Origin of the sequence: Pseudomonas sp. T8 (genome assembly GCF_024610635.1) — a bacterium.
Lineage (GTDB): Bacteria > Pseudomonadota > Gammaproteobacteria > Pseudomonadales > Pseudomonadaceae > Aquipseudomonas > Aquipseudomonas chlororaphis_I.
Window position 1 is genome coordinate 1,175,842 of the sequence record NZ_CP102374.1, and the last position, 17,114, is coordinate 1,192,955.

At 65.2% G+C, this 17,114-nt stretch carries 19 protein-coding genes; 6 read left to right on the plus strand and 13 right to left on the minus strand.

What is annotated here, in order from left to right; genetic code table 11:
- Positions 1 to 200: 200 nt before the first annotated feature.
- From ccoN to NRG23_RS05030, 5 genes are all read left to right on the plus strand, one after another.
- The gene (gene ccoN, locus NRG23_RS05010) at positions 201 to 1,628 is read left to right on the plus strand and encodes a cytochrome-c oxidase, cbb3-type subunit I (RefSeq protein WP_009048795.1); all 1,428 of its coding nucleotides are present in this window, start codon (positions 201 to 203) and stop codon (positions 1,626 to 1,628) included.
- A 75-nt stretch (positions 1,629 to 1,703) separates the two neighbouring features.
- Positions 1,704 to 1,931 carry a hypothetical protein gene (locus NRG23_RS05015; protein WP_009048794.1) on the plus strand — a complete coding sequence of 76 codons (228 nt, stop codon included), beginning with the start codon at positions 1,704 to 1,706 and terminating at the stop codon, positions 1,929 to 1,931.
- Between the two features lie 107 nt (positions 1,932 to 2,038).
- The gene (locus NRG23_RS05020) at positions 2,039 to 2,506 is read left to right on the plus strand and encodes a PAAR domain-containing protein (RefSeq protein ID WP_257373877.1); all 468 of its coding nucleotides are present in this window, start codon (positions 2,039 to 2,041) and stop codon (positions 2,504 to 2,506) included.
- Entirely contained in the window at positions 2,506 to 3,129 is a 624-nt protein-coding gene (locus NRG23_RS05025) for a hypothetical protein (protein WP_172666943.1), read from the plus strand. Before NRG23_RS05020 ends, NRG23_RS05025 begins: the two co-directional genes overlap by 1 nt.
- Positions 3,130 to 3,149: 20 nt before the next feature.
- Entirely contained in the window at positions 3,150 to 3,545 is a 396-nt protein-coding gene (locus tag NRG23_RS05030; protein WP_110176006.1) for a hypothetical protein, read from the plus strand.
- A 9-nt stretch (positions 3,546 to 3,554) separates the two neighbouring features.
- On the opposite strand, the gene NRG23_RS05035 is transcribed toward NRG23_RS05030, so the two are convergent.
- Both NRG23_RS05035 and NRG23_RS05040 read right to left on the minus strand, forming a co-directional pair.
- Positions 3,555 to 4,046 carry a hypothetical protein gene (locus NRG23_RS05035; RefSeq protein WP_177411719.1) on the minus strand — a complete coding sequence of 164 codons (492 nt, stop codon included), beginning with the start codon at positions 4,044 to 4,046 and terminating at the stop codon, positions 3,555 to 3,557.
- A 123-nt stretch (positions 4,047 to 4,169) separates the two neighbouring features.
- Positions 4,170 to 4,988, minus strand: a complete 819-nt coding sequence (locus NRG23_RS05040; protein ID WP_257373878.1) for a helix-turn-helix domain-containing protein — start codon at positions 4,986 to 4,988, stop codon at positions 4,170 to 4,172.
- 79 nt (positions 4,989 to 5,067) lie between these two features.
- Here NRG23_RS05040 and NRG23_RS05045 point away from each other — a divergent pair, with 79 nt between their 5' ends.
- Positions 5,068 to 5,766 (plus strand): aspartate/glutamate racemase family protein, encoded by a 699-nt coding sequence (locus NRG23_RS05045; protein WP_257373879.1) that lies wholly within the window; start codon positions 5,068 to 5,070, stop codon positions 5,764 to 5,766.
- 159 nt (positions 5,767 to 5,925) lie between these two features.
- Here the strand turns inward: NRG23_RS05045 and NRG23_RS05050 are convergent, their stop codons facing one another.
- The 11 genes from NRG23_RS05050 to NRG23_RS05100 form a co-directional block, all read right to left on the minus strand.
- Positions 5,926 to 6,444 carry a GNAT family N-acetyltransferase gene (locus tag NRG23_RS05050; protein ID WP_016704724.1) on the minus strand — a complete coding sequence of 173 codons (519 nt, stop codon included), beginning with the start codon at positions 6,442 to 6,444 and terminating at the stop codon, positions 5,926 to 5,928.
- A 223-nt stretch (positions 6,445 to 6,667) separates the two neighbouring features.
- Positions 6,668 to 7,645 carry a LysR family transcriptional regulator gene (locus tag NRG23_RS05055; protein ID WP_257373880.1) on the minus strand — a complete coding sequence of 326 codons (978 nt, stop codon included), beginning with the start codon at positions 7,643 to 7,645 and terminating at the stop codon, positions 6,668 to 6,670.
- 179 nt (positions 7,646 to 7,824) lie between these two features.
- Positions 7,825 to 8,778 (minus strand): peptidylprolyl isomerase, encoded by a 954-nt coding sequence (locus NRG23_RS05060; RefSeq protein WP_041984108.1) that lies wholly within the window; start codon positions 8,776 to 8,778, stop codon positions 7,825 to 7,827.
- The gene (locus NRG23_RS05065; protein WP_257373881.1) at positions 8,775 to 9,269 is read right to left on the minus strand and encodes a YbjN domain-containing protein; all 495 of its coding nucleotides are present in this window, start codon (positions 9,267 to 9,269) and stop codon (positions 8,775 to 8,777) included. Before NRG23_RS05065 ends, NRG23_RS05060 begins: the two co-directional genes overlap by 4 nt.
- Positions 9,270 to 9,289: 20 nt before the next feature.
- Positions 9,290 to 9,934 (minus strand): hypothetical protein, encoded by a 645-nt coding sequence (locus NRG23_RS05070; protein ID WP_038636573.1) that lies wholly within the window; start codon positions 9,932 to 9,934, stop codon positions 9,290 to 9,292.
- A 48-nt stretch (positions 9,935 to 9,982) separates the two neighbouring features.
- The gene (locus tag NRG23_RS05075) at positions 9,983 to 11,677 is read right to left on the minus strand and encodes a putative porin (protein ID WP_016704719.1); all 1,695 of its coding nucleotides are present in this window, start codon (positions 11,675 to 11,677) and stop codon (positions 9,983 to 9,985) included.
- Positions 11,678 to 11,720: 43 nt separating this feature from the next.
- Positions 11,721 to 12,428 carry a TonB C-terminal domain-containing protein gene (locus NRG23_RS05080; RefSeq protein ID WP_016704718.1) on the minus strand — a complete coding sequence of 236 codons (708 nt, stop codon included), beginning with the start codon at positions 12,426 to 12,428 and terminating at the stop codon, positions 11,721 to 11,723.
- A gap of 4 nt (positions 12,429 to 12,432) precedes the next feature.
- The gene (locus NRG23_RS05085) at positions 12,433 to 12,858 is read right to left on the minus strand and encodes a biopolymer transporter ExbD (RefSeq protein ID WP_009048781.1); all 426 of its coding nucleotides are present in this window, start codon (positions 12,856 to 12,858) and stop codon (positions 12,433 to 12,435) included.
- Between the two features lie 11 nt (positions 12,859 to 12,869).
- The gene (locus NRG23_RS05090) at positions 12,870 to 14,699 is read right to left on the minus strand and encodes a DUF2341 domain-containing protein (RefSeq protein ID WP_257373882.1); all 1,830 of its coding nucleotides are present in this window, start codon (positions 14,697 to 14,699) and stop codon (positions 12,870 to 12,872) included.
- Between the two features lie 20 nt (positions 14,700 to 14,719).
- On the minus strand, positions 14,720 to 16,366 hold the full coding sequence (locus NRG23_RS05095) for a ShlB/FhaC/HecB family hemolysin secretion/activation protein (protein WP_241191519.1): 1,647 nt from the start codon (positions 16,364 to 16,366) through the stop codon (positions 14,720 to 14,722).
- A gap of 74 nt (positions 16,367 to 16,440) precedes the next feature.
- Positions 16,441 to 17,052 (minus strand): transposase, encoded by a 612-nt coding sequence (locus NRG23_RS05100; protein WP_172666944.1) that lies wholly within the window; start codon positions 17,050 to 17,052, stop codon positions 16,441 to 16,443.
- Positions 17,053 to 17,114: the final 62 nt, after the last annotated feature.

The window sequence follows — 17,114 nt, forward strand, 5'->3', positions numbered from 1 at the left end:
CGGCTCAGAGCGTTACAGATTCAGGTAAAAACTAAAAAACCGTATCAGCCGGCCCCGGACCTGCACCGGCAGGCGGGCAAATCTGATCCGTATTAATGGTTTTTTTCTGAGCCTGTTTTGTTTCGCCGCTGCTTTCTACAGTGCATGGCATGCCAGGCCGGGTGGCCTGGCAAGCCTTTGCAACCGTGGAAGCATTGACCATGAGCACAGCAACAATGGAACCGGCCTACAACTACAAGGTGGTGCGCCAATTCGTCATCGCCACCGTGGCCTGGGGCGTGATCGGCATGGCCATGGGGGTGTGGATCGCCTCCCAGCTGGTATGGCCACAAATGAACCTCGACCTGCCCTGGACCAGCTTCGGCCGCCTGCGCCCGCTGCACACCAGCCTGGTGATCTTCGGCTTCGCCGGCAGTGCCCAGTTCGCCGCCAGTTACTACGCGGTACAGCGTACCTGCCAGGTGCGGCTGTATTCCGACAAGCTCGCCGCCTTCACCTTCTGGGGCTGGCAGTCGGTGATCCTGATCATGCTGGTCACCCTGCCGCTGGGCTACACCACCACCAAGGAATACGCGGAAATCGAATTCTCCGGCGCGGTGTGGATGGCCGTGGTCTGGGTGGTCTACGGCATCGTGTTCTTCACCACCGTGGTGCAGCGCAAGACCAAGCACATCTACGTCGGCAACTGGTTCTTCGGCGCCTTTATCCTGGTGATCGCCATGCTGCACGTGGTCAATCACCTGTCGATCCCGGTGGACTGGTTCAAGTCCTACCCGGTGTACTCCGGCGCCACCGACGCCATGGTCCAGTGGTGGTACGGCCACAACGCCGTGGGCTTCTTCCTCACCACCGGTTTCCTGGGGATGATGTATTACTTCGTGCCCAAGCAGGTCGGGCGCCCGGTGTATTCCTATCGCCTGTCCATCGTGCACTTCTGGGCGCTGATCACCCTGTACATCTGGGCCGGCCCGCACCACCTGCACTACACCGCCCTGCCGGACTGGGCGCAATCGCTGGGCATGGCCATGTCGCTGATCCTCCTGGCACCGAGCTGGGGCGGCATGATCAACGGCATGATGACCCTCTCCGGCGCCTGGCATAAATTGCGCACCGACCCGATCCTGCGCTTTCTGGTGCTGTCCCTGGCCTTCTACGGCATGTCGACCTTCGAAGGGCCGATGATGGCGATCAAGACCGTCAACGCCCTGTCCCACTACACCGACTGGACCATCGGCCACGTCCACGCCGGCGCCCTGGGCTGGGTGGCGATGATCACCTTCGGTGCCATCTACCACATGGTGCCCAAGGTCTTCGGCCGTGAGCAGATGCACAGCATCCCGCTGATCAACCTGCACTTCTGGCTCGCCACCATCGGCACCGTGCTCTACATCGCTTCGATGTGGGTCAACGGCATCACCCAGGGCCTGATGTGGCGCGCGGTCAACGACGACGGCACCCTCACCTATTCCTTCGTCGAAGCCCTGCAGGCCAGCCACCCGGGCTTTATCGTGCGCTTCGCCGGGGGCGTGTTCTTCCTCAGCGGCATGCTGCTGATGGCCTACAACACCTGGCGCACCGTGCGCGTGGCCGACCCGCGCCTGGCCCTCAGCGACGCCCAGATCGCCTGATCGCCCAAGAGCACGACGCGAGCCACACCCGGCCCGCGTCGTTCATCCCTCTCCTGCAGCACAGCGAGCCCTCCGATGATCGAATTCGCCCTTGACCTGCTCGGCGTGACCTTCCTTTACCTCAGCATCGGCTACTGCCTGCGTCATCAATCGGCCAAGAGCCTCGACGACGCCAGCCTGATCCCCTTCGCCGACGACCCGGACGTGGCGCGCCGGGTGGAACTGGCCACCGGCAAGAAGATCGACGCCGTGGCGCCGGAACCGACCGAAGCCCGGCCGGGCTGGGGCAATGTAGAGATCTGACCCCGCCTCGCAGCCTGACCGCCGCTGTAACTGCAACGGAGCCCGATTGGCCAACGGCGGGTGTTTCGCTTAGTCTTCGCCGCTGAACAAACACGGACGTTTCTAGAATGAGCGGAAAACCGGCCGCGCGGGTAACCGACCCGACTTCCTGCCCGATGCCGGGCCACGGCACCAACCCCATCGTCAGCGGCTCCCCCGATGTTCTTTTCGACGGCCTGGCCGCGGCCCGGCACAACGACCAGAGCGCCTGCGGTGCGGCGATCGTCGGTGGGGTGTCGGCAACCGTCTTCATCAATGGCCGCAATGCCGCGGTACAGAGCAGTACCGGTGACCACGGCAGCATTATCGTCGGCGGTTCGGGCAGTGTGATCATTGGCGATACCGTTACAGCGGCGCCCGTCAGCGCGGTGTCGGCGATGCCGAACACAGCTGCCGTCGTGGCCGCCCTGCTGCCTCCCGCGCCTTCTGCCCCGCAGGCCGCAGCGCTGACTGGCGCGCCAGCTGTAGCAGCGCTGACCCCGACCAGAAAGAGACCAGCCTCTGCGGTCCGGCCACCTTCTTCTATGCCTTGTTGATGGATCGCCCCGACCTGTACGCAAAAGCCATCACCGAGCTCTGGGAAACCGGTGAAACGACCATCGGGCAGTTGCACATCAAGCCGAGCCACGGCGCCTGCAATCCAAAAAACTTCAGTCACGGTGCAGAAGGTGACCGCATCTGGGCTATCGACTGGATCACCCTGGCCAGCTTGCGTGACAGTGAAAACATATTGTTCGCCTATGACGAACCAGATGACATGTTCTCTGGGATCACCCTGCCCGCGGGGCTCAGAAAATGGTTCAAGCAAGCAGGAGCCGAGATCCTTTTCGACAACACCCAGTTCTCGTCCCATATAAACCAGAATCAGTTGAGCGAACTGTTCCAGTACATTCGCCCCGGTACTCATGTCGCGACCCTTATCGGCGCGGGGATGCTGGCAGCCAATGCAGGGCAAATGAAAAACCACTGGGTTACCTGGGAGCAACCGGCAAAAACCTTATCCGGCCCCATCACCCCGGCCACTGCACCGAGTGACACCATCAGTTCCTCGAGGATCTTTTCCTGGGGTGAGTTGTTGCATCAGATCCCAGCGGGATCGACCCTGCAGACCATTCTCAAATACATATACGGCGGCCTTGTGTTCAGCAAGATCCCTTGAACGGCCCCCAGGAAACTCCCATGAAGCGCGCACTGATTTCCGCTATTGCTCTTTCACTCATGCTCAGCGGTTGTGGGCTGGGATTTGTTCCCGGCTGCTATACCCGTCCGGATCTCACAATGCAGCCAGAGACACTGCCCAGTGCCGTCGCCGGCCAGCCGTTCAGCGTCAAGCTGGAGGTGGTGGGCGCCGATACGCCGCTGACCGGTTTTTATATCCACCCCGACTACCCGTTGCCCGAGGGGTTGGAACTGAGTTACCAGAAAAGAACCCATTACGTGCTGATCACTGGCAAACCGCTGACGCCGGGCACCTATACCATCAACGCGTATGCCAGTAGCTACGGGACTCAATGCCCAGGGCAGAAAGCGCAGAGGATCTATCAACTCAAGGTGCTGCCAGCTCCGCAGCCCTGATCCCTGACCTCACCCACGCTCCCGGGGAATCAGCACCTGCAGCTGCGACGCCAGGAAGTTGCCGTCGAAGGTAAAGACGTCGGGTTCCTTCAGGCCATTGGCCTTGCGCCATTGCCAGCTGCCGTCGGGCAGGCCCACCAGGGACACGCTGCCGTAACGCGCGGCGGTCAGGCCCATCACCGCCAGGGAAATCTGCCCGGCGGCGCCCATCACATCGGGCACGAACTCCACCGGTTTGCCGGCGATGACGATGGTCAGTTTCTCGGTCTTGAAGGTCGAGGTTTCCACCGGGACGCTGGGGCTGAAGGCCACGTAGGGTTCGCGAGTCAAGGCCAGCAGGTCCGGCATCAGCACCGGCGCCAGCCACTGCTGGATATGGTCGAACAGCTCATTGATACGGTTCGTCCAGACCACCGACTGGCTTTCGAACAGCTGTTTCTTGTGGGCTTCGCTTTCGGCGTAGTGGCGAAGCATCTCGCCCAGTTGCTGTACGTCGTCCATGTTCATGCCTCTTCGAGGAACCGCGATTGCGGAACTCGATCATGGCAGATGCACGACCGCGTCGTATGACTAAAAGCCGAACCCTGGCGGTACGGCTGCCGAACGGTGAACGCGCGCTCGCCCTCAGCCACGTCCGCCGCGGAGGGCGCGGTACTGGCTGGGGGTCAGGCCGAGGATCTTGCGAAAGGCGCTGCCCATATGGGACTGATGGGCGAAGCCGGTTTCCAGGGCGATGGCGGCGAGCGACAGGTCGCTGTGCTCGATCAGCCGGCGCGCCGCCTGCACCCGCACTTCGACCAGCCAGGCATGGGGCGTCATGCCGATGGCGCGGGTGAAGTCGCGCAGGAACCGCAGTTCGTTGCGCCCGCTGCAGGCCGCCAGTTCAGAGAGTGACAGGGGCTCGGCGAACTGCTGGTCGATCAGCGTCAGCACCCGGCTGAACTCGGTGCGCCTGACAGCTTTGGTCGGTGGTTTGTCGAGGACGGCCAGGCCGGCGAACTGCAAGGCGCATTGTTCCAGAGCCAGTTGATCCTGGTTGGGGTCCAGCAACAGCCGCCGCGCCTGCCGTCCCAGCGCCAGGGCCTTTGCATGTCCTGGCAGTTGCAGGCGCCGCGAACCGCTGGCGATACCCAGGCCCTGTGGTTCGGCCAGCCAGCGCAGCAGCAGGTATTCACCGCCGTGGGGCGACTCGGAAAACACCTCGACCCCGGCCGGGGTCAAGGCCAGGGTTCCCGGCCAGCTGTCGAAATCCTCGCGCCGGTCGCTGCCGATGGCATGCACGCCCCGCTGGCGCTCCAGGCTCACGCCGAGGCTTTGCCACTGCAACGGATCGCGCGCACTGTAGGCCGCGCGCGGCAGCAATTGCAGGTCGAGCGTGCCGCCCAACAGTTCGCGACGCGGCAACTCGTAACCCTGGGCCTTGTCGCTCAGTGCGCCGGGCATATGAAATTTCTTGATAGATCGCGGGGCTGTGCCACGGGACACTCTCGGCATTCAGGTTGGTCAGCAACAGGAGCTGTGTATGCGCACCATCGGCCTTATCGGCGGCATGAGCTGGGAGTCCAGCGCCGAGTATTACCGCCTTATCAACCAGCAGGTACGGGACCGTCTCGGCCCGCTGCGTTCGGCGCGGCTGCTAATGTACAGCGTCGACTTCGGGCCTGTCGAACAGGCCCAGCACGCCGGGCGCTGGGACCTCGCGGCAGAGATCCTGGTGGATGCGGCGCGCCGCCTGGAGGCCGGTGGCGCCGAGTGCGTGGTGCTCTGTACCAACACCATGCACAAGGTCGCCGAGCAGATTCAGGCCGTGCTGTCGGTGCCCTTCCTGCACATCGCCGACCCGACCGCCGAAGCCGCGCTCGAGGCTGGAACCCTCAGCGTGGGCCTGCTGGGCACGGCCTTCACCATGGAACAGGATTTTCTCAAGCAGCGCCTGGTCGATCGCGGCCTCAAGGTGCTGGTGCCGGACGCCGTGGACCGCCAGGCCGTGCACCGGATCATCTACGATGAGTTGTGCGTGGGCGTCATCAGCGAGACCTCGCGCCAGCGCTACCAGCAGGTGATCCGGGCCCTGATGGACCGCGGCGCCCAGGCCATCATCCTCGGCTGCACCGAGATCGGCCTGCTGCTCAAACCGGAACACAGCCCCCTGCCCCTGCTGGACACCACCGTGCTGCATGCGCGGGCAGCGGTGGCGTTTGCCTTGGATAGAGGGGCGTAGCGCCAGATCGTGGATCATTGGCCACCGCAAACCTGTAGCCGCTGCCGAGCTCCAGCGAGGCTGCGATAGGTCCGAAGGACCTCAGCGATCTGAAGTCCGCCGCGCCCGTTCCGGGCGATCGCAGCCTCGCTGGCGCTCGGCAGCGGCTACAGGGGCGAATCAGGCCTGGGGCGTGCGGCGCAGGCGCGCCATGCTCAGGACGTCGACGTACTGACCGTCGCGCACCGCGTAATCACGCAGCAGACCTTCGCGCTCGAAGCCGAACTTGCGGTACAGGCCCAGGGCGGCTTCGTTGTCGGCGAACACCGTCAGTTCTACCCGATGCAGGTTCATCCAGTTGTCCGCCACGTCCAGCACCGCCGCCAACAAGCGGCTGCCGACGCCCTGGCCCTGCCATTCCACCGCCACGCCCATGCCGACACCGCCGCAGTGGGCGCGGCGGATACGCGAGTACTGCTCGATGCTGCAACTGCCGATCACCGCGCCCTGGTGCAGCGCCACCAGCGATACCAGCCGTTCGTTGTTCGGCGCCAGGCGATTACGCCAGACCTCGGAAGGTTGAAACGGCATTTGCAGGGTCTGACAGGCGACCGCAGGGTCGTTGTACAGCGCGGTGATGCCCTGCACATGGGCTTCGCTGAAACGTTCGATGACGATGGTGGGGGTCTCGGCGGGCATAAAGTCTTCCTTGGTTTATGCAGTAGGGCTGTCGAGTGTAGAGCGCCAGTGGCACGGGTGGCGAGAGGGAGCGTGTTGCAGGCGCCTTCTCCGGTACAACCGCCCTCCTGCAGGAGCCAGCTTGCTGGCGATTAGGCCAGTAGGTCTTGCGTCGTCCTTGAGATTGTTTCGCGAGCAAGCTTCGCTCCTACAGAAGCAGGGCGAAGCAGCAGCGTGCCGGCGGCTATTCAAACCATTCGCTGCGCTCATTGAAGGTGTTCAGGATCAGCTCCACCAGCATCCGCACCTCGGCGTCGTGCTCCACTTCGGCATTCACCGCCATCCATACCTGACGCGGCATGGCCTCGTCGAACAGCCCGGGCAGTGCTGTCAGGCCGCGGTCGAAGCGGCTCATGTAATGGGGCAGCAGGCCGATGCAGGCGCTGCAGCGGATCATCTCCAGCATCAGCGCGTAGGAATGCACCTGCACCACCCCCGCCAGGCGCTGCTCCACCAACTGGTTCCACGGTCGCAGCGGCTCGACCTGACGATCCTGCTGCCACTGCACCAGCATGTAGTCGGCCAGGTCGTCGAGGCTGTCGGGGCGCGCCGCGACCCGCGAGTAACGCTTGGCGATATGCGGCAGGTAGTCCAGGCGCACCAGCGGCTGCGGCGGACTGGTGACGAAACTCGGCCCCGGTGCCGGCGAATCCACCCCGCCCAGCCACACCACCACGTCGGCGCTGAGGGCCCGCAGCGACAGCTCGCTGTCGATGGAGATGATCTCCAGGCGCACGCTGGCGTTGCGCCGCAACAGGGAAATCAGGTCGCGGCCGAGGATGTCATGCAGGATCGACTCGGCCACCGCCAGGCGCAGCAGCGGCTGTTCGAGCACCGGCAGCGTGCGTTCGTGAGCCAGGGCGATCAGTTGCGCCTTGAGTTGCTGGCCTTCGCGGCTGAGGCTCAGGGCGCTGCCCTGGAAGCTGAACAAGGAGCGACGCAACTGTGCCTCCAGGTGCGCCAGCTGTTTGCGCAGCAGCGTCGACTTGATGTTCAGGCTGCGCGCCGCCTGCATGAAGCAGCCGCAACGGGCGGTGACCAGGAAATACTGGGCCAGCTCCGGCTCGATCCCGGCGGCCAGGGCCAGCCAGGCTTCCCGGGGTTCGGCCGGAGCGATGTAGGGTGTGATGCCCGAGATCGGGACGGGTTCCAGAAAGGACATGGGTGACTCCCTGTCGTGTGGGTGATGGCATCCATTGCACATTGTTCATAGCAGGTCGGACGGCTACGCCGTCCATCGCGAGCAAGCTTCGCTCCTACAGGGGGATTGCGTTGCTTGTGTAGGAGCAGCCGGTCGACGCTCGATTGCTCGCGATAGCGATATCGGCCACACCGCCCTACTTACAGTTTCTCCTCCAGCACCTTGTTCAACTGCGCGCCGTCGATACTCAGGGTCGCGGTGTCGAGCATGCCTTCCAGGTAGGCCTTGGCGATCTGCTCCTGGCGCTGCGCTCGCAGGGCCTGGGTCAGGCGTTCGCGCAACTCGTCCAGGGTCGCGGTGCGGGCCGGTTGCTGCTCGGTCAGCTTGAGCACATGAAAACCCGCCGCGCTCTGCACCGCATCGGACACCGCGCCGACCTTCAGGCGCGCCACCGCGCCGCGGACCTCGGGCACCAACTGCTGCAACGGCTGTAAACCCGAGTCGCCGCCGCGCCGGGCGCTGTCGGGTTCCTGGGAATACTGGCTGGCCAGGGCGGCGAAGTCGCCGGGGGCGGCCTGGGCCTTCTTGCTCAGTTCCTGGGCCTGCTTGCGCGTTGCTTCCAGCGCCTGCGGGTCACTCACCGCGAGGAAGATCTGGCTGACCCGGTACAAGGCCGGGGTCTGCCACTGCGCCTTGCCCGCGTCGTAGGCCTGCTGCAACTCGGCCTCGCTCGGGTAACCGGCCGGCACCTGGCTGACCGAACGCAGGTAGTCACGAAAGACGATCTGCTCGGTGGCCACCCGGGTCTGCAAGGCCACGTCCGGACGCTGGCGCCAGCCCTGGGCATCGGCCTGTTCGAGCACAGCCTTTTCCGCCAGGCGGGTGCGAATCCAGTTTTCCAGGGCCGGGCGATTGCCCCGCAGCTGCTCGCGGGACGGCTCGGGCAACGCCGCGAACAGTGCCTTGAGCTCCTCCGGCGCCACCCGCTGGTTACCCAGGCGCGCCACCGCCGGGCCGTCGTCGACCGGGCTGGCGGCCATCGGCCTGGACTGTTGCGCCGCCACCGGATCGCTGCCCGGGCGCACGCCCAGCCATACCGCCAGCGCCACCAGGGCCAGGGCTCCGACACCGACCATCAGGCTTGGCTTCTTCACTGCGCAGGCACCTCGGCGGCCTCGGGCGTTGTTTCAGGCGCATCGGCCTGGGCCTGCAGGCGTGCGGCGTGCTGGCTGTAGTCGCGCAGGTAAACGATGAATTCCTGCAACAGCCGATCCCAGAGTTCCAGCTGGCTGCGCAGGTGATCGTGGCTGACCCCGGCCACCACCACGTCCATTTCCATCACCAGGAACTCGCCCTGCACCGAGAGCCGGGCAAAGCGTCGCGAGGCGTTCCACAGTTCGGCCAGGCCCGCCGGCAACTCGCCCTGGACCCGCAGCGCGCAGCTGAAGGTGAAGTCCACATAGCGACCCTGTCCGGCACCGGCCGCGTTGCCGAAGCGCACGGCATAGCCGATGCCCTGGCTGGCGCTGAGCAGTTGCACGATGCCGTTCTGGTCGGTCTGGTTGACCCGGTAGCCGGCACCTTGCAGCAGTTCGGTGAGGCTCTGCGGGGTGACGCTGGCGATCAGTTGGGTTGGTTCAGTCATGCTCGATTCTTCCCTGATATTCAGTGGGTGCTCGCTGCCTGGGGGGCATCGAACTGGGTCTTGTACAGGTCGTCGCCAAAGCCCTGGGCCAGTTCCTCGAACTTGACCCGGGCGCCGCCGGCGAAGGGCTGGCGGATTTTCATCACCTCGGCCACGTCGATCTTTTCGTAGGCCGCGAGAATCTGTTTGGCCACGCCATACATCTGCTGATTCTTGACCGAACATTGCTGCACTTGTGTGTCACGTTCGCTCAATTGCGCCTGGAGCCGGGCCCGCTCGGCCTCTTTGGCCCGGGCCATGACCAGCAACTCGTCATAGGCCTTCTTGAACTTGCCGATCTGCTCGCTGCTGGCGGCCATCTGCGCCTGGGCCTGGCTGTGCAGGTTCTGCTGCTGGCCGGCCAGTTGCTCGGCGACGCCGCGGGCCTTGGCCAGGTCGGCGGTCAGTTGCTTGATCTGCGCCTGCGCCTGCCTGGCCTGGTTCTCGGCGGCGACGCGGGCGGCGCTGGCCTGGGCCTGTTCGCTCTGCAGGGCCTGCAACTGCTGGGTGGTGCTGCGCAACTGGGTGCGCAGGCGCTCCTCCATGCCTTCGGCGCTGGCCCCGCTGGCCAGCAGCACGCCCAGCGTCAACAACAGGCAGCGCCCTGCCCTGGCTCGCGTGTTCATCGCCGTGCTTTTCATCGCAAGACTGGTCATGACAATGCCCCTTGCGCCCTAGAAGCGCGTGTTGATTTCAAGCTGCAAGACATCGATGTCGAACGGCGCGCCGTACACCGCCTCGGAGCTCAGCCAGCGGCCGGTGGCGAAGACGTTCTTGGCCAGGCCGTAGTTGCCGCCGAGGAAGTAACCCTTGGCGTTGGTGCCGCCGAGGTGGAACGAGGAGTCGTTGAAGCCGTCAGGCAGCGCATCGGGCTGGATGTACTTGTAGCCGGCGAACAGGTTCCAGTCGCCCTGCTTGGCCAGCTCCAGGCTGTTGCCCAGGGTGAACTGCACCATCCAGGCGTTGGCGCCGCTTTCCAGCTCGCCGTTGCTGTCCAGGTTGTTGACGATCTGGCCGGCGGAGCGCTTGCGCATCTCGCCTTCGTCGTAGCCCAGGTTGTGGACGTAGTTGGCCTGGCTGCGCAGCTTGAAGTTCTCCGGCAGGTCGGCGTCCCATACCAGGTTCAGGTCCAGCAGGTTGAACTCCGAGGCCAGGCCGACGAACTGCGGCTGCGCGGTGGCGGCCGGGTTGAGCGGGTTGGGCGTGATGTCGCGCAGCAGGAACACGCTGTTGCCCTTCTGCATGAAGGCCACGCGGCTGCCGTCGCTGTCGCAGCCCGGCGCCCCGGCCCAGGGTTCGCAGGCACTGGAGCGCTGGCCCTCGATGTCGTCGAAGCGGTAGTAGGCCAATGCGCCCTTGAGCCGGTGGTTGCTGTTGATCGCCCAGTTGGCGCCGATCTGCGCGCCGTACAGCCATTTGTTGTCGCTCTCTTCCTTGTCGAAGCCGTTGCTGGTGGAGGTGTCGTTGGTGTACTCCACCGGGAACGCGCCGACCGTACCGAACAGGCCCCAGTCGCGATTGAGCTTGTGGTTGAAGATCGCCGCCACGCCGTCGAAATTCAGGTCGTTGGAATACAGCAGGTCGGTGGAGAAGAACGGGTTGGCGATCCGCCCGCCGGTCAGGGTCAGCTCGTCGGTGGCCTTCCAGGTCAGGTAGCCCTGGTCGAGCCAGATGTCCTTCTTGCCGAACCCGCCGCCCAGGGTCTGGGTGGTGGACACCGGGTTGTTGTCCGAGCCGGTGCCGATGCGGATGCCAGCGGTCCAGTCCTCGGCGACCTGCGCCTTCATGCCCAGCCGGGCGCGCAGGCGGAACAGGTTCTCGCGGTCCTCGCGGGTGTTGAGCAAGGGCGGCAGGTTGGAGCTGCTGTTGGGGTTGACGTCGTATGGGCCCTTGTCGTTGAGCTTGGCGAAGTCGACGATCTCGTTGCTGTTGCTGCCCGAGTAGTAGCGCGACTCGTCGCGCAGGCGAATGTCGCCGTCGAAGCTGATGCGCGATACCCAGTCCGGGAAAGTGTTGGGCTGGGCCCAGTTTTCCTGCTTGGCGGTGGCCATGACCTCGGCCTTGACCTGGTCGCGGATCTGGTCGCGGACAATGGCCGGCACGTATTGCACCCGCACATCCCCCGGCGTCGCCGCCGGCCCTGCCGCCACCGCGGTGTTGGCCTGGCGCGCCTGCTGCGCTTCGCGCTCGGCCTGGGCGATCAGGCCGTCGGCCTGCTCCTGTTTCAGCACGCCCTGCTGCACCAGCAAACGGATCAGATTGATCGTGGCGTTTTCCGAGGGCGCAGCGGGCGCGGCCGCTACCGGTCCCACCAGGGTCGCGATGACCATGCCGATCGCCAGGGACAATCGATTCACGTTGGAAATCATTTGCACACAGCTCCTTTTGGCAAAACTTGCATCAGTCGTTCGGTTAACCCGGACGCCGCCCCTGCAGGGACAGGCGTACAGGCAGGGTCAGGGAGGCCGGTGGCCGTTCCGTCAGGTGCGGTGCGCCGCGCAAGGCGGCCAGCACCAGGGTGTCGATTTGCGGGTTGCCGCTGGACTTGACCAGCTCGACCCGGGTGATCTCGCCGACGGCGCTCAGCCAGACGTCGGTTTGCAGCGAAAAGGCCTGGTTGCGCAGGTCCGGGTTTTCCCGCAGCACGCGCTGGAAGGTGAAGGCCAGGAACTGGCTGTAGGTGCCGTTGCCCAGGCGCCCACCGCCGGAACCGGCCATGCCGCCACCCTTGCCGGCGCCGATGTTGAAGGCGTCGCTGCCGGCCTGGGCATCGCCATCCATCTGCATCGGGTTAGCCAGATCGTCCACCGGCGACGGCGGCGCCTCTTCCTCGGGCTTGACCTGTTCCGGCTCCGGGGTCGGTTCCGGTTCGGGCACCTTCTCCTCGACCGGCGGCTCCGGCTCCTTGGGTTTTTCCGGCGGCGGTGGCGGTGGTGGCGGCAACGGGATGATGGTCGGCACCTTGGGCGCCTCGCGGCGCACCCCGCTCATGTCGTTGGCCCACTGCCAGAGCAGCCAGGCAGCGCCGGCCCCCAGCAGCAGGCCCACGCCCCACTTGAGCAGGCGCGGCGCCGTGCGGTTCTTCACGGGCGGCAGGTGGATCGGTTGTTGTGCGGTCATGGGGTCAGCCCTGGCTCGGTTTGCCGGTGACCAGCCCGACCTGGGACAGCTCCAGCCGGCGCAGCAGGTCCAGGACCTCGATGACCTTCTGGTACTGCACCGTGGCGTCGCCGCGCACGATCACCGGGAAGTCCGGGTTCAGGGCCTTTTCCATGCGCAGGCGTTCTTCCAGCTCGGGCAAGGTCACCGGGTAGGCGTCGAGGAACACCTGGCCGCCGTCGTTGACCGAGATCGCCTTGGTCTTGGCCTCGGACAGCGACACCGAGGCGCTGGCCTTGGGCAGGTTGATCTGGATCCCGGAGACCTGGGCGGTGGCGGTGAGGATGAACATCACCAGCACCACCATCAGCACGTCCACCAGGGGCGTGATGTTGATGCTGTCCACTGCCGCGTCGTCATCGTCGTCGTGGGAGGCGTTCACAGAAGCCATGACGTTTCTCCTCAGGCCGGCACGCTGGCGTTGGCGTTATGCCCACGCGCCGGCGCGGCTTCACTTGACTGGCCGGCGCCATGCAGCTCGGCCAGGCGGGTGATGAACTCGTCGACGAACACCCGCATGTCGGCGCTGACTTCCTTGTTGCGGGTAATCAGCCGGTTGTAGCCGAACAGCGCCGGGATCGCGACGAACAGGCCCATGGCGGTAGCCAGCAGGGCCGCGGCCATGCCCGGGGCGATGGCGTTGATGTTCACGTCGCCGGCCATGGCCGTGCCGAGGAACACCACCATGATCCCCAGCACCGTGCCCAGCAGGCCGATGTAGGGCCCGCCGGCGATGGCGTTGGACAGGGTCGAGAGCTTGGAACTGAGCTGCTGGTTCTCGCGGGTGCGCACGCCGTCCATGGAGCAGCGGATGGCTTCGATGGTCGCCGCCGAGACCGACGAGGTGTCGGCGCCCTGCTCGCGACGGGTGCGGATCTCCTGGACCGCCACCTGGTACAGGCGCCACAGCGAGGAATGCTCCAGGCGCTGGGCCAGTTCGCGGTCGTCGGCGAACATTTCCAGGCGAGTGCCGACCCGGGCGAACTGCTCGCGGAACAGCTGGTTGGCACTGCTGACGCGGCCGACCATGCGGTTCTTGCGGATCATGATGATCCACGACTGGAACATCATCAGCACCAGCACCGCGATGATCACCCAGGCGTCCACCGGCACCGCCTTGAGCAAGAAGCCCAGGCTGCCGAAACCGAAGCCCGACTGTTCTTCATCGACGCCGTACACCACCAGTTTCGACTCGGCGCCCTGGGCCGCGGCATCGGCCAACAGCAGGCCGGCGGGACGCGCCACCTTGGACAGGCGCAGTTCGTCGATGGCGCCGTTGAACGGCAGGAACGCACTGGCCTCGGTAGCGGCCTCGGCCCCCGCTACCGGCGGCAGGTCGGCACCGATGGCCAGCGGCGAATTGAACGCCGGCAGCGCCACCGCCAGGCGGGCACTTTCGCGGCCATTGACCCACAGCGCCAGCTGGCTGCCCTGAGCGGTCAGGGCCAGGTGCTGCCACTGCCCGGGATTGAGCGGCTGGGTCGACACTGCGCGTTGGCCGTCGACCTCGACAAAAGGCACACCCTGGTTGATCCCGATCAGCAGGCTGCTGGTCCCTTCACGCCGGGCCAGCAACAACTGTTCGCCACTGGCCTGGTCCAGGCGCAGCCAGGCGCTGAAGGTAAAGGCGCCCTCGACGCTGTGTTGCAGCGACGGGCTGGCCGGCAACAGCAGCGGCTGGCCGTTGAACTGCAAGGCCCGGCCGATGACCCCGTCGATGCTCGCACCGGTGGTGTTCTGCGCGTGATTGCCGTAGGCCGTGGTGTCCTTGGCCGGGGTACCGTTGGCGCCGTCGAAGTGATAGAGGGCGATGTAGTTCGGATCGAAGGTCAGCTGGCCATTGGCGCTGGCCGGGGCTTTCTGGTTGCCGTAGTACATCCAGATGTCCTGGCGCTGGCCGCCCTCCACGTTCGGCACATCGACCCAGACCAGGGCCATGCCCATCAGCGGGTCGAAGCTTTCGATCTGGTGGTTGAACACGGTCTTGTCATCGGCGCTGACGAAGCGCAGGTCGGAGCCGTCTTCCTTGACCCCGTCGAAGCTGAAGTTGCCGGTGTGCAGGCGCACCAGCAGCGCGGTGCGGCCCAGGGCCTGGTTGATGGCCGCGCCTTGCGGCGTGGTGTCGATGGAGATCTGCTTGCGGTAGTGCCAGTCGTCCTGCCACCACGCCTGGGCCGTCGCCGGGAGCACGAAGCCCAGGCAGATCAACAGGGAAATCAGTAAGCGCTGCATGAAAGTTACTCCGTGAAAGATCAAAACGTCGCCTGCACACTGAAGTGCACGCGCGAGTCCTGTTTCTGGGTGTTCGGTCCATCAAGCAGCGGGTAACCCCAGTCCAGGCTGCCGGAAAGCCATTTGCTCAAGCTGGCGCGGGTGCCCAGGCCGACGCTGGCCAGGCTGTAGTCGGCCTCCTGGTCGGGAAGCTCGTCGCGCAGGTACATCTGGGCCCCTTCGGCGAAGGCGTAAAAGCGCCATTCGTTGACATAACCGCCCAGGTACTTGGCCAGGGACGGCGTGCGCAGTTCCTGGGAAAACAGGTAGCCGTCGTCGCTGGTGCGCTCGGCCGCCAGGTAGCCGCGCACCGAGGTGGCGCCGCCGGCGGAGAACTGCTCGTTGGAGACCAGCGGCCCCGAGGCCAGCTGGAACGCGGCCTTGGATGCGCTCTGCCAATCGTTGGCGAAGGTGTAGGTGTAATTCACATCGCCCTTGAGCACGGCGAAGCTGGGGTTGGCGCGGTAGCGCTTGTAGTCGAAGTCCTCGTCCGAGCTGCTGTAGCCGAACAGGCTGCGGGTGCCGGCCACCAGGCTCAGGCCGAGGCCCAGCTGGGAGGTCTCGGTGTAGCGGAAGCCGTTGTAGGCGAAGGTGAACGGCGCGTACTTGAGCGGCACCTTGTCGCTTTCACCGCCCAGGCTCAGCTCTTCCTCGAAGTCCTTGAAATCCACCCCGACCGAGAACGAGTTGGCCCAGGCGCCGCTGGCCGGCAGGCTGTAGATCAGCGACAAGCCGTAGGAATGGCCCTTGCCCAGCACGTTGCTGCCGCCGATGGTGGCGACGTTGCTGTCGGACTTGTAGCCGGCGAACTGCAGGCTCCAGCGCTCATTGAGCGGTGCGGTGTAGGAACCGGACCAGACCTTGGCGTTGTCCTGGTCCTCGGGCGCGGTGAAATAGGTCAGGGAAATGCTGTGGCCCAGCTGCCAGAGGTTGTTGTAGCCGAGGCTGGTGACCGCCCGCAGGTGCTTGGTGTCGGCGCTGTAGTCGTTGTTCAGGCCGATGCTGGCCTGCCAGGGGTTCTGGTCCTCCACCTGCAAGTCGACGTCCATGGTGCCGGGGCGCTGGCCTTCGCGGACCAGCGGCATGACCTGACGCCCGGGGGTCTTGTTCAGGCTCGCCAGCTGGCCCTGGACCTTGGCGAAATCCGGTACCTGGCCTTCCTGCAGCGCCGGCACCTCGTCGCGGATTTCCACCGGCGAATAATGCTTGGCCCCCACCACTCGCACCCGTCCGACCTTGGTCTCGCTGACCTGCAGGTAGACGATGCCGTCCTCGACCTTCTGCTCCGGCAGCTCGACGAACACCGACTGGTAACCGCGGGCCTGGTAGACCTTCTGCAAGGCGTCGCGGGCGCCCTCGATATCGCCCAGGGCCTTCTGCGGGCCGAGGAAGGGATACACCGCTTCTTCGATGGCCCGGGCATCGAGCACGGTGTTGCCGCGCACGAAGTACTCATTCACATCCACCAACCGCGCGGGTGCGGCTTCGCCTTGCGCCGGTTCGCCTTCCACCGGGCCGCCCTCCTCGGCCAGCAACGGCTGGCTCAGCGCAACCAGCGCCAGCCAGCCGCACACCGGCAGCCAGCGCCTGGTCGGCCCCGGCCGCCCCCTATCGAACAGATGCTCCACACCGCCCCCTAGATTTCCAAGAATGTCGAACCGCGTCGAAACCGCCGTCGCCGTCTGTACGGCGTTTGGCCGCCTCAATTGCTCAAGGTCGATGTCGTGGCGTGCTTGGCCAGCCAGCTGTGCAGCAGCGCGAAGTTCAACGAGAACTCGGGCATTTGCAGCAAGGCGCCACAGAACACTTCACCGATGATTTTCTGGATCAGCAGCACCGCCCGTGCGTCGTTCAACAGCGTGGCGATGTCGCGGCTCAGCACGCCGAGGCTCCAGACCTTCTGGTTCAGGTCCAGGCCGACGAACCAGCGAAACAGCAGGTTGTAATTGAGTTGCTCGTACAACTGCTGCTCGCCGGGCACCGAATACAGCAGCTGCAACAGCAGGATGTGCATCACCGTGCGTGGGGCGATGAGCATGCCGGGCTCGCTGTCCAGGCCCTGGAGAATGTCGCGGTGCTGGTCGAGCAAGGCGTCGATCTGCGGGCGCAGCAACACCAGCGAATGGCCCGGTGGGATATAGCTCGACACCTCCTTCAAGGCGCCCTGCCAGTCATCCTGGGAAACGATCCAGACCCACGGCGCACCGTAGCGATAGACCGATACCGGCTTCTTGCGCGCGGCTTCGACGATCTTCGACAACCGCTGGTCCAGCTCCTGCATGCCCACTTTCGCGTAGCGTTCCATAGTCCCCATAACCTCACTCCCGGCGTCCCGCCTCGGCTCAGAACAGTGGCCAGAAGGCCCCCTCAAGCGCG